The following is a 12,808-nucleotide window of genomic DNA, read 5'->3' as shown; positions in this document are numbered from 1 at the left end:
CGCTTCCCGCCGATCACGCACTTGACAGGAGAATCGTAGAGCGAGCGGGACCCTCACGTCCTCGTCGGCCGACGGCGCTCGCCGCACGTCACAGCTTGTCGACGTCCAGGTTCGCGATCGCCGTCCGTGCCACCTCGCGGCCGCGCTCCGTGAAGTCGCCCTTGCCCGGGTATCGGACGGACATCCGGTACATGTCCCCGCCCTGGGTCTTGTAGTAGAAGATCTTGATCTCCAGCGGCAGCGGTTCGTCGCTGTCCGAGTCGTCGGTGAACACGGCGGTGCTCTCGGCCGCCTTCTGCTCCTTGTAGGTCACTTCCCTGGTGTCGACCTTGGGTGCGGGCTCCTCCGCCACGCGGAAGGCCGAGCTGCCGGCACTCTGGATCTTCTCCGCCTCGGCGTACGCCTGGGCCATCGCCGATCCGGCGATCTTGCTGCCGTACTCGTCCTCGGACTTCTTCAACAGTTCGAGCCTGACGTACAGGGCGCCGCTGGGATCCTGGTACCGCACCCAGTGCTCGTCCTCGTCCTCCGGGTCGGACGTCACCTCCGTGTAGCCGGAGGGCACGGCCACGGTCGCGTCGAGGTCCTTGACGGTGTGCCGCTTCCAGCTGTCCGGCAGCGGCCCCGCGAACGGGTTCGCGATCACCAGGTACGCCGCCACCGCCGCCGCGACGACCGCCGCGCCAAGGCTGAACAGGGCCTTGCGGCCGACGCGCAGGCTCTTGCCACCGGAGCCCGAGCCCGCCCCCGGGTCCGCCGCGAGCTGGACCACCTGCGTGGGCTCCGGGGCCGGGGGCTTCGCGGCCGACTCCAGCAGGGTGCGGACCTGAGCGGCGGACAGGCGCTGTGCGGGGTCCTTGTGCAGCACGCCGTTGATGGCGTCGGCCAGCGGGCCGCTCGCCGAAGCCGGGGCCGCGGGTGTGGCGTTGAGGACGGACTGAAGGGTCGCGGGGGTGTTCGTACGGCGGAAGGGCGAGACCCCTTCCGTGGCCGCGTACAGCACGACCCCGAGCGACCAGATGTCCGCCGCCGGGCCCGGACGCTGCCCCAGCACCCGCTCCGGCGCGATGTACTCGGGCGAACCGACGAAGCCGCCGGTGTCCGTCAGATTGGTCTCGCCCTCGATCTGGGCGATGCCGAAGTCGGTGAGGACGACCCGGTCGTGGCGGCCGAGGAGGACGTTGTCGGGCTTGACGTCACGGTGCAGGATGCCCGCCGCGTGCGCCGCCTCCAGTGCGCCGAGGACCTCCAGGCCGATCCGCGCCGCCTCGCGCACGCCGAGGGTGCCCTCCTGGAGCACATCGCCGAGGGAACGTCCCTGCACGAGCTCCATCACGATCCACGGCTGCCCGTCCACGATCGCCACGTCGTAGACCTGTACGACCGCCGGGTGGTCGAGCCGGGCCGCGGCGCGCGCCTCGCGGCGCATCCGCTCGGCGGCGTTGGCGCGTTCACGCTCAGGAAGGTGGTCCGGAACCCTCGGTTCCTTGATCGCGACTTCCCGGTCCACCTTCTCGTCCTTCGCCCGCCAGACCGTGCCCATACCGCCGTGCCCGAGCTTGGCGAGGAGGCGGTAACGGTCGGCTATGAGGCGCCCGGCGCCCGGGTCCGGCGGTGCCTGCGAAGGCTGGGGCACGACCTGGGTCGGAGTGGGTGGCGTGGGCGACTGGGCCGGTGCCTGTCCGGGGGCGGCCTGCGCTGCCCGCGGCGGCTGCGCGTACGGGTTCCCCGGGTACGGCACACCCGACTGCGGCGCCTGCAGTCCGAAACTCGTCGGTTCGTCGGACCCGTAAGGGACTCCCCCGTTGCTGCTCATGGGTTCATCTCTATCGCGCCAACCGCTTCGGCATCCAGCCCGGCCGCTTTCCAGTCACAGACCCGTGACTCACGCCGCAACCTATCTCCCATTTATCTCCCTTTTATGCGCGTACGCGGGTGACGCCACATCACCTACGGCGGCGTGGGCGAGGAGCTTGGCGGCGGGGTGGGGGCGGAGGGCGAGGTGCCGCTCGGGGACGGGGACGGCGAGGGCGAGGCCGTCTCCGGCGTACGCGGCGACGCCGAACTCGTCGGCGTACCACCGCCGCCACCCCCGCCGTCCCGCGTCAGCAGCGCGGCCGCCGAGACGCCCGCGCCCGCCATCGCGGCCACCAGCGCGGCCGCGATCAGCACACCCCGCGGGGAGTACCGGTCGCCGATGGACAGCCGGGGCACCACCCGGCCGGGAGGGTATGGCTGCGGCTGAGGCTGCTGCGACTGAGGCTGAAGCCGAGGTGAAACGTTCCGGCTTACGACCGCCCCGGTCGCCGTCCAGGGCATACGTCCCGTCTCGCGGTACGCCCGCAGCAGCCGTTCCGCCTCCGCCGCGTCCAGGCGCCGTTCCGGATCGCGCTCCAGGAGCCCCCGTACGACGGGAAGCAGGGGCGCGGCCTGCGCGGGCGGCCGTATCTCGTCGACGACGACCGCGTGCAGGACGCCGCCCAACGAGTCGCGGTGGAACGGCGACGCGCCGCTCAGGGCCGTGCACAGCAGCGCGCCCAGCGACCACAGGTCGGACTCGGGCCCGGTGCGGAGCCCGGACATCCGTTCGGGCGCGGTGTACTCGGGCGAGCCGACGAACGACCCGCTCTCGGTGAGCGTCGTCGCGCCCGCGACCTGGGCGATGCCGAAGTCGGTGAGGACGACCCGGCCGGTGCCCGCCTCCAGCAGGACGTTCGCGGGCTTGAGGTCACGGTGCAGAACCCCGGCGTCGTGCGCCCGCCGCAGCGCGCCCAGCAGGGCGATGCCGATCCGCGCGGCCTCGCGGGCGTCCACCGGTCCGCGCGTCGCGATCCGCTCCGCGAGCGAACCGCCGTCGATCAACTCCATGACGATGTACGGGCGGTCGTCGTGCTCGACGACATCGTGGACGACGACGATGTGCGGGTGCCGCAACCGCGCGACCGCGCGCGCCTCGCGCAGAGTGTGCTCCCGTTCCCGCCGGGCCTCCTCGTCCGAGAGCGAGGGGTCGAGGATGAGTTCCTTGACGGCCACCTGCCGCCCGAGGAGCCGGTCGGTCGCCCGCCAGACCACGCCCATACCGCCCCGGCCGAGCCTGGCCTCCAGGCGGTAACGCCCCGCTATGACACGGAAGTTGTCCCCCTGGGTCCCCATGCGCCCCATCATGCCGCACCGGACGGAACCCTTCCGGGACGGCGGACGCGGGGTGGCCGACAAGCGACGTTCCCCTCACCGCGGCGCGCCGGCCACACATACCCTCACTGGCTCGGTGGCCGCCAGCTCCGCAGCACCGCCTCGAACTGCCGGCGCGTGGTGGGCCAGTCCGACACGGGTGAGGACATGTAGATCGCGTACTCGACGCCGTCACGGGCGATGTACATCTGGTCGACGGCGCGGTACGGCCCCGGGAAGTCCGTGTCCTTCGCCAGCGCGGTCCAGGTGTACTCCATCCGGGAGGCCTGGCGGTCACGGTAGAGGTGGCGGCGCAGGCTCACCCGTTCGTAGTCGACCAGCCGTTCGCGGAGCTGCTCGTCCAGGTCGAGCAGGTGCGCGTTGGGGTCGTCGAAGTCGGGTGAGCTGTCCACGGCGATGCGGACGACGTGCTGTCCGTCGTCGGGGGTGTAGTCGATCTGCTTGAGGTCGCCCTGGATGCCGTAGACCTCCCGCTTCCATCCCTTGGGCAGGGAGAGGCCGAAGCCCAGCGGGTCGTCGACGGTCTCCCAGTCGGCGGGTATGCCGCCTTCCGGTGCCGTGGACGGGGTGCTTCCGCTCGTCTGCTGCGTGGGGCTCGGCCCGGCGGACGCCTCGTTCTCCTGCCGGCCCTCGTCCCACTCCTGCAACGCCACCGCGGTACCTCCGCCGACGAGCGCGGCCAGGACGACGGCGAGGACGAGGGTACGGCCCCTGCGGCGCTTCCGGGGTGCGGCGGGCGCAGGCATCCCGGTGCCGGGTGTCGTCGGGCCTGCTGCCCGCCGGTCCGTCGCGTCCTCGTACAAACCCGTGGAGCGCGTGGGCACATACGCCTGCTCCACCCTCGGCGTCCGCCCCTCCGCCGCCTCGGCGAGCATCCGCTCGACCGCCTGCGCGGTGGGCCGCGTGGCCGGATCCTTGCGGAGCAGGGCGGTGATGACGGGCCCGAGCGGCCCCGCGTTGACGGGATCGGCGGGCTCCTCGTCGACCACGGCCTGCATGGTCGTCAGCGGTGTGGTGCGCCGGAACGGCGACTTGCCCTCGACCGCCGTGTACAGCGTGGCGCCCAGCGCCCACAGGTCGGACGCGGGGCCCGGGTCGTGGCCGCGCACCCGCTCGGGCGCGATGTAGTCGAGGGAACCGACGATCTCCCCGGTCCGCGTGATGGTCGTGTCGCCCTCGACCTGCGCGATCCCGAAGTCGGTCAGCAGCACGCGGCCGTCCTCGGCGAGCAGGACGTTTCCCGGCTTCACATCGCGGTGCAGCACCCCGGCCTCGTGCGCGGCCCGCAGCGCGCGCAGTACCCACAGCCCGACGCGCGCCGCCTCGCGCGGCTCGACACGCCCCCGCTCCTTGACCAGGTCGGCGAGCGAACCGCCCTCGATCAGCTCCATCACGATCCACGGGCGGTCGTCGTGCTCCAGTACGTCGTGCACGGTGACGACGGCCGAGTGGTTGACGCGCGCGGCGGCCCGCGCCTCGGCGTCGGTCCGGGCCAGCAGCCGCGCCCGCTCGCCCTCCGAGGCGTAGAGCGCCGCCGTCAACTCCTTGACCGCGACGGTACGGTGCAGCATCACGTCATGCGCGCGCCACACCCGGCCCATGCCACCGCTGCCGATGGTGTCGACGAGCCGGTAGCGGCCCGCGAGCAGCAAGCCTTGTATCTGATTCACGTTGCCCCGCAATGGTCTTGACCGCGCACAGCCTAAGGAGCGGCACGGAGCCGGGGAACGGGAGGGGGCCCAAGGAGACAGCACTGTGATGGTTGTTGCTCGCGACGGCGCTTGTGGTGGCGCTTGTGGTGACGCTAGCGGTGGCGCTTGTTGCGACGCTCGCGGTGACGCTCGTGGTGCCGAGGGGAATCCGTGTGCCGGCCGGTGTGTCCGGGGCTCAGCCGGTCACCTGGTACGTCGCCGACGCCTGCTCGAACAGCCGTGTCACCTCGTCGCGTTCGGCCTCCGGGCCACGGACCTGGACCACGTGATACCGCCCGTCGATGAGGATCGCCAGGTTCCGTACGTAGATCCCGCGCCCCGCGGAATCCTGCCAGGTGAACTGTCCCTCGGCCATGGTCAGTCCACCGACCTCTATGAGCCGCATCCCGGTGGAGGTGGCCCAGGTCGAGTCGCGGAACGGCTGCAACTCGCGCTCGTCCTCCCGCTGGTACTCCAGCGGATCGCTGCCGTACGTGGCCGCGCTGTCCCGCCCGGGTACGACGATGAGCGCGAAGCTCCCCTGCGAGTAGACGACCTGGCCGGCGTTGTTCCTGGGCGTCCGGTCCCAGCCGTTGGCGACGGCGACGCGGAAGCCCTCGGTGTCGTCGCGCAGGGTGAACCCCTGGGCGACCTCGGGGTCGTTGCCCTGCGGTTCGGTCGCGCTCGACGACTGGGAGGGGCTTGCCTCACCGGTGTCGTCGGCGGGCGAGGTCTGGTCGGGCCGGGGCTCGCTGCTGGCCTCCGGGGCACCGCTGGCGTCCCCGCCGACACCGGCCCCCTCCGCCTCGGTACGGCTGCCCGTACTGCTGCTGCCGCTCGGCTCGGCCTTCGGCATGAACGCCATGGCGTACGCGACCGTCGCGGCCAGCCCGAGCAGGATCAGCAGGAGCAGGGTGCGCCCGAGCCGCCGTGGCTGATTCTCCCGTTTGGCGCGCTTGTGCCGGGCGTGCGGGCTGGTCGCGGGCAGCCCGGCGCGGCGCCTGCGGACGAGTTCGCCCCGGCGCCGTACGATCGGCAGCCTGTTCGGATCGCCGGGCCTGAGGTCCACGGGCGGCGCGGAGACGACGTTCGCCCCCGCCTCGGGCTCCGGCGCGGACCGCACGAGCGAGCGCAGCCAGCCGCGCAGTTCCTCGAAGTCCAGCCGCTCGGTGGGGTCCTGCCGCAGCAGGGACTCCACGACCGGCCTGAGCGGCCCGCACTCCTCGGCGAACGCGGGCGGCTCCGAGCACACCATCTGCACCAGCTCGGCCGTGTTCTCCTCCGGATACGGCGCGTGCCCCTGCACCGCCCGGAACAGCAGCGCGCCGAGCGCCCACAGGTCGGTCGCGGGCCCGATCGGCGCCGCCAACTGCCAGTTCTCGTGCACCGGCCCGGCCTGCTCGGGCGCCCACCGCTCGGTGACGGGGCCGACGACAGCCATACGGGCCTGCCGGGCGCGCTCGGCCGCGAGGGCGGTGGTGGGGCCACGACGGGGGGCGGCGGCGCTGGGGGCGGTGACGAGTTGGTCCCAGTGGGCGGTGGAAGGAGGGCCGCCGGAACCGTGGGCGGGGTGGTCACCCGGGGCAGACGTGCCGTCTCCGGGCGTGGCGCCTCCGGGCATGCCGTCCGCCTGGATTCCGGCGCCGGTTCCGGGGTTTCCGGACGCGCCGGCACCGTACCCGGCGTCCCCGCGCAAGCCGCTGACGGTCGCGCCGGGAACATCGCCGCCGTGCCCGGAGTCCCCCGGGCCCAAACCGTCGGCAGTCGCCCCGGTACCCGAGCCGCCGTACCCGGCACCCCCGCCCAAGCCACCGGCAGACGCTCCCGCACCCGGGGCGCCGACGCCATACCCGGAGTTCCCCGGGCCCAAACCGTCGATAGTCGCCCCGGTACCCGAGCTGCCGTACCCGGCACCCCCGCCCAAGCCACCGGCAGACACTCCCGCACCCGAAGCACCCGGGGCGCCGACGCCATACCCGGAGTTCCCTTGGTAGAGGCCGTCGGCAGTCTCGTCCCCGGCATCCGGGATACCGATGGTGCCGTCGGCGAGAGCCGAAGGGCCCTGGTCGTGCCGGCCGTTGCCGTCGGTCGTGGGCGCCCCACTGCGGGGGAGCGCGCCGTGCCAGGGGTTGGTCCGGGCCACGCCGTACGGGTCGGCGATCTGACCGGGGGGCGTCTGCGGTGCCCGCTGTCCGTCGGCCGACGCCGTCGCCTCGCTGTTGCCTGCCGTCACCTCGGGACGGGGCCGCTGCGCGGGCAACGCCGCTCCCGGGCCGCCCCGCTGCTCCTCGTGCACCCGGGCCGCGGCACGGGCACCCGCCCGGTATGCCGCGATGGCTCCGGCCCGCGCCGCCCGTACGTCGTTCCCGGGCCCGGCTTCGAGGGCACGCCGCCCGGCGCTCGGGTCCACGACCGCTCCCGTGCTCCCCGCCCGCGCCTCGATCGCGGCCCGCCGCGCGGCCTCGGGATCCCCGTCGGAGGCCGTACCGGCGGGGCTCACGCCTTGGGCACCTTGGGCCCCGCTCAGCCCGACGGCCCGCGAACCGCCCGGCCCGCCCCCGGGCACCCCGGCCTCACCGCCCGAACCCGAACCGCAGTCCTGCTCGAACTCCCCCACCGGCACGGGGTCGTACCCGCACAGGGCCTCTTCCGCCGCTCCGGCCGCGAGCCCCGTGAGCACGACCCGCCCGTCGTCGCAGACGAGCACCGTGCGGGCGGTGATGTTCCGGTGCACCCAGCCGTGGGCGTGCAGCGCCCGCAGCGCGGTGAGGACGTCGGCGGCGACCTCTGCCGCCCGGTACGGAGTCAGCGGCTTCTCGGCGAGCAGGGCGGCCAGCGGCCGCGCGGCCACCAACTCGCTCACTATCCACAGCGACCCGGCCTCGGCGAACACGTCGAAGACCTGGTCGAGCCGCGGATGGTCGGGCACCTGCGCGGCGGCCTGAGCAGCCTCGATCGCGCGCCGTACGGCGGGATCTGCGGGCCGGCGCGTGGCCGTGGTCCGCGCCCCGGCCGCCCCCCGCGCCCTGCCGTCCCGCGCCACGAAACCGTCGGGCAGCCCGTCCGCGTCGAGCACCTCCGCCTCGACGACCTCGGGCAACGGCACCTGCCGTACGAGGACTTCCTGCCCGCTGTACGTGTCGAAGGCCCGGGCCTCGGCGAGTTCGTACTCGTCGGACGGCGGCAGCGGCAGGCGGTAGCGGTCGGCGAGCACCCGTCCCGCATAGTCGTCCACGATGCCTCCCCCGGCCGCCCAGTCGGTCAATTCCGTTCGCCTTGCGTCCCGTTCCGTTCTGGATGCTTACGGTCCGCAGCCATTCACGATACGTGCCGGAGGCAACCCGTATTGAGGGGATGCGATATCTCGCTCGCCCGAATGCGCCGAACGCTTTCGGTCTTCCCCCTCACTCACACCCGCGAACTCACCCACACGGAACACATGGGCCGCACCGGGTTTACGACTTGGGCCGGAACGTCTCCGTGAACGTCCGCCATGTGTCCTGACGCAACTGGCTGTCCCACTTCGAGGCTTTCGCCGTGTACATCAGCCCGTATCCGAGTTGCGGGTCGACGACGAATCCACGGTCCGTCGACCGGTACTTCGTCCCGCTCTCCACATAGGTGAACTCCCAGTCGGCCGTGTTCCAGCCGCGGTAGTCCACCGCCTCTATCCGAATCCGCTGGTACTGCGAGCGCGTCATGTACTGCTCTTGGTTCTTCCAGTCCGCCACCGGGTCGTCCTTGGGCGTGGTCGTCCACCCGACGAGCAGCTTCTGCCCGTCGGGCCCGCTGAACCGACTCCCCGCCGCCCCCGTGGACTGGTACGTCCACCCCGCCGGCAGCCCGATCGTGAACCCCTGACTGCTGTTGTACGTCGATTCCGCGATGTCGCCCGAGCCGCCACCGCCGCTCCCGGCCCCCTCGCCGCCCGACGCGCTCGGCGAGTTGCTCGGGGCCGGGGACTCCTCCGCCCCCGAGCCCGACTCCGGATCCGACCGTCCGGCCTCTTCCGTCTTCTCGCTGTCCGTACTGGCGCCGGAACTCTCCCGCGCCTCGCCGCTCGACGCGGTCACCCCGCCCGACACGGCCACCTTGGTGTCAGCGCTCTTGCTGTCGTCCGACCCGCTGTCGTCGCCACTGAGGGAGAAGGCCAGCGCGAGCACGGTTCCGAGCAGGGCCAGCACCACGGCCACCGCGAGGATCACGAGCGTCCGCCTCGGCACCACATCGGTGAGCGGAGCCCGGGGCGCGGGCCGCGGCGGCAGATCCGGCGGGGACATCTCGGGCCACCCCGAAGTCCGGCCACTGGAGGAGGCGTTGACCGCCTTCGTGGCCACGTCCCGCACACCGCTCGTCGCGGCTCCCGCACCGACGGCAGCCGCTCCGGCGGCCTTGCCCGATACGGGGCCGGACGCCTCCCCGGCCGCCGTACCAGCGGAAACGTTGTCCCTGGAGGCGCTCCCACCACCGGACGTGTCTTGCGCGACAGCCGCGCTCTCGGACCCGGCCACGGCCGCCCCCGCCGGGGCCTTCCGCACCGAACGCAGGGCCCCGCGCCACCGCTCGGCGACCTCCTCGCCACGCCTGCCCCCGGCCCCGGAAGCCGACCCGGAACCGCCCGAACTCCCCTTGCCCTTCCCCCTGCCCGCACGCTCCTTAGCCGCCGCCTCCGGCACCACCGGCAACGCCACGACCCGCGTCGCGTCCGGCTCCGGCTCCTTGGGCTCGGGGCCGTGGATCACCTCGTTGAGCATCGCCCGCGCGCCCGCGTCGTCGAGCCGCTGGCCGGGGTCCTTGGCGAGCAGCCCGAAGATCACGTTCTTGAGCGGCCCCGCGTTCTTGGGCTCCTCGACGGCCTCGGTCATCACCGCGGTCAGCGTGGCGATGGCCGACCCCTTGTCGTACGGCGGCACACCCTCGACCGAGGCGTACAGCAGACCTCCGAGCGACCACAGGTCCGCCGCGGGCCCCGGCTTGTGCCCGCGCGCCCGCTCCGGCGAGATATAGGAGGGCGCGCCCACGAGCATGCCGGTCGAGGTGATGGACGGGTCGCCCTCGACCTGCGCGATACCGAAGTCGGTGAGCACGACCCGGCCGTCGTCACCGGCGATCAGCACGTTCGACGGCTTCACGTCCCGGTGCAGGATGCCCTCGCGGTGCGCGGCACGCAGCACGTCGAGGATCGCGAGCCCCACCTCGGCGGCCCGCTTCGGCGTGAGCACGCCGTCCTCCCGGATGACCTCGGCGAGCGACTTGCCCTCGATCAACTCCATGACGATCCACGGCCGGTCGTCCTCGTCGACCACGTCGAACACCGTCACCGCACCGTTGTTGCGGATCCGGGCGATGGCCTTGGCCTCCCGCAACGTGCGCGTGATCAGCCGCCGCTTCTCGTCCTCGTCGATGCTCGACGGGAACCGCAACTCCTTGACGGCCACCGTCCGGCCCAGCGTCTCGTCCTTGGCCCGCCACACCGTGCCCATGCCGCCGCGGCCGAGGACCCCTCCCAGCCGGTACCGCCCGGCGAGGAGACGCCCGCTCTCGTCCTGACGGGATGCCCCGCCCCGCTCCGCCTCCGACATGCGTCCCCTCATGCAACCCGCCCCGACAGAGCCTCCATTGTCCCTCACCCGACAAGCACTCCACGCCCCGGGTGGCCGCGCACCGACACCGTCCGACCCCCGACCGTCCCGGGCCCAGAACCTCCCAACACCGAGGCGTCCCCTCCCGGGCAACGGCCACCCGACCCCGAGTCACCCCGGCGCCTTGACAGCCCCGCACCCGGGCCCACCCCGATGCCGTGGCCGCCCTGCACCCGGGCTCCCCCGGCGCCCTGACCGCCTCGCGCCCAGGCTGACCCCGGCGCCCTGACCACTCCTCACCCGGGCCCACCCCGATGCCGACCGCCCCACACCCCGGCTCCGCCCGACATCACAACCAACTCTCCCCCCGTACCCGCACCCTGACCAGCCCACCGGACACCGGACCCGCCCCGGCTCCAGTCCGACTCACCCCAGCGCCTCACCCCGGCACCATGGCCACCTCACGCCCCGAACCCGACCGGGCCCGACCAGCCCCGACCAGACCCGCCCGCCCGCCCGGCCGAGCCACCAGACCCCGGACCCATCGCCCCGGCCCCGACCCCGTCCCCGCACCCGTCCCTCTACAGCGGAACGATGTCCGGCGCCCCCAACCGAGCCGCGTCCGCCGTCAGATCGTCGGGCTGCCGCTGGGACTCCCGTTCCGCCTCCACCCGCTTCTCGTAGTGCTCGACCTCCCGCTCGATGTGCTCCTTGTCCCAGCCGAGCACGGGAGCCATCAGCTCCGCCACCGCACGGGCGCTGCGTGTCCCGCGGTCGAACGTCTCGATCGAGATCCGCGTACGCCGGGTCAGCACGTCGTCCAGGTGTCGCGCGCCCTCGTGCGAGGCGGCGTACACGACCTCGGCCCGCAGATAGCCGTCGGCGCCCTGCAGCGGTTCGCCCAGCGAGGGGTCGGCCGTGACCAGGTCGAGGAGCTCCTCGGCGAGCGCCCCGTACCGGTTCAACAGGTGCTCCACGCGCACCACATGGAGCCCGGTGCGCGCCGCTATCCGGGCGCGCGCGTTCCACAGCGCCCGGTACCCCTCGGCCCCGAGCAGCGGCACGTCCTCGGTCACGCACTCGGCGACCCGCTGGTCGAGCCCGTGCACCGCCGCGTCCACCGCGTCCTTCGCCATCACCCGGTACGTCGTGTACTTGCCGCCCGCCACGACCACGAGCCCCGGCACCGGATGGGCCACGGTGTGCTCGCGCGACAGCTTGCTGGTGGCGTCCGACTCCCCGGCGAGCAGCGGCCGCAGCCCCGCGTACACGCCCTGCACGTCGTCACGCGAAAGCGGCACCGCCAGCACGGAGTTCACGCGCTCCAGCAGATAGTCGATGTCCGCGCTGGACGCGGCCGGATGCGCCTTGTCGAGGTCCCAGACGGTGTCCGTGGTGCCGATGATCCAGTGTCGCCCCCACGGGATCACGAACAGCACGGACTTCTCGGTGCGCAGGATCAGCCCGGTCGTCGAGTGGATCCGGTCCTTCGGTACGACCAGATGGATGCCCTTGGACGCCCGTACGTGGAACTGCCCCCTCTCGCCCACCATCGCCTGGGTGTCGTCGGTCCACACCCCGGTGGCATTGACGACCTGCTTGGCGTGGATCTCGTACTCCCCGCCCGCTTCCACATCCTGCACCCTGGCACCGACAACGCGTTCGCCCTCGCGCAGGAAGCCCGTCACGCGCGCGCGGTTGGCGACTTTCGCGCCGTACGACGCGGCCGTGCGCACCAGGGTGGCCACATAGCGGGCGTCGTCCATCTGGGCGTCGTAGTACTGGAGGGCGCCGACCAGCGAGTCCTTCTTCAGGCAGGGGGCGACCAGCAGGGCGCGACGGCGTGTCAGATGGCGGTGCACGGGCAGGCCGCGGCCATGCCCCCGGACCATCGACATCGTGTCGTAGAGGGCGACGCCCGATCCCGCGTACAGCCGCTCCCAGCCCTGGTGCTGCAACGGGTAGAGGAACGGCACGGGTTTCACGAGATGGGGCGCCAGCCGTTCCAGGAGCAGTCCGCGTTCCTTCAACGCCTCGCGTACGAGGGCGAAGTCGAGCATCTCCAGATAGCGCAGGCCGCCGTGGATCAGCTTGCTGGATCTGCTGGACGTGCCCGACGCCCAGTCACGGGCCTCGACCAGCCCCGTGGACAGGCCGCGTGTCGCGGCGTCCAGCGCGGTGCCCGCGCCGACCACGCCCGCGCCCACGACCAGCACGTCCAGCTCGCGCTCGGCCATTGATGCCAGTGACTCGGCGCGCTGCGCCGGCCCCAGTGCCGCTGTCCTCACCGCTGCCTCCCGCTGTCGGTCGCGCTGGCCCCACCTGTCACGGCGAAGGTCGGCT

Annotated in this window: 6 protein-coding genes; all 6 read right to left on the bottom strand. The window is 72.9% G+C overall.

What is annotated here, in order from left to right:
• Nucleotides 1-88: 88 nt before the first annotated feature.
• The 6 genes from ACWD3C_RS00345 to ACWD3C_RS00320 all read right to left on the bottom strand — a co-directional run bounded on the left by ACWD3C_RS00345 (nucleotide 89) and on the right by ACWD3C_RS00320 (nucleotide 12,753).
• The gene (locus tag ACWD3C_RS00345; RefSeq protein WP_451138413.1) at nucleotides 89-1,816 is read right to left on the bottom strand and encodes a serine/threonine-protein kinase; all 1,728 of its coding nucleotides are present in this window, start codon (nucleotides 1,814-1,816) and stop codon (nucleotides 89-91) included.
• 134 nt (nucleotides 1,817-1,950) lie between these two features.
• Entirely contained in the window at nucleotides 1,951-3,153 is a 1,203-nt protein-coding gene (locus ACWD3C_RS00340; RefSeq protein WP_451138411.1) for a serine/threonine-protein kinase, read from the bottom strand.
• A 104-nt stretch (nucleotides 3,154-3,257) separates the two neighbouring features.
• The gene (locus ACWD3C_RS00335; RefSeq protein ID WP_451138750.1) at nucleotides 3,258-4,853 is read right to left on the bottom strand and encodes a serine/threonine-protein kinase; all 1,596 of its coding nucleotides are present in this window, start codon (nucleotides 4,851-4,853) and stop codon (nucleotides 3,258-3,260) included.
• Nucleotides 4,854-5,079: 226 nt separating this feature from the next.
• Nucleotides 5,080-8,118 (bottom strand): protein kinase, encoded by a 3,039-nt coding sequence (locus ACWD3C_RS00330; protein ID WP_451138409.1) that lies wholly within the window; start codon nucleotides 8,116-8,118, stop codon nucleotides 5,080-5,082.
• A 220-nt stretch (nucleotides 8,119-8,338) separates the two neighbouring features.
• Nucleotides 8,339-10,465 (bottom strand): serine/threonine-protein kinase, encoded by a 2,127-nt coding sequence (locus ACWD3C_RS00325; RefSeq protein WP_451138407.1) that lies wholly within the window; start codon nucleotides 10,463-10,465, stop codon nucleotides 8,339-8,341.
• A 581-nt stretch (nucleotides 10,466-11,046) separates the two neighbouring features.
• Entirely contained in the window at nucleotides 11,047-12,753 is a 1,707-nt protein-coding gene (locus tag ACWD3C_RS00320) for a glycerol-3-phosphate dehydrogenase/oxidase (protein ID WP_451138405.1), read from the bottom strand.
• Nucleotides 12,754-12,808: the final 55 nt, after the last annotated feature.

Source organism: Streptomyces sp. NPDC002845 (genome assembly GCF_053591955.1).
Note: the sequence above shows the minus strand (reverse complement) of the source record. Positions and strands in the feature narration are given on the sequence as shown.

Coding starts and splice junctions, on each gene's coding strand:
- ACWD3C_RS00345 (WP_451138413.1), bottom strand. CDS start 1,816: ATGAGCAGCAACGGGGGAGTCCCTTACGGGTCCGACGAACCGACGAGT.
- ACWD3C_RS00340 (WP_451138411.1), bottom strand. CDS start 3,153: ATGGGGACCCAGGGGGACAACTTCCGTGTCATAGCGGGGCGTTACCGC.
- ACWD3C_RS00325 (WP_451138407.1), bottom strand. CDS start 10,465: ATGTCGGAGGCGGAGCGGGGCGGGGCATCCCGTCAGGACGAGAGCGGG.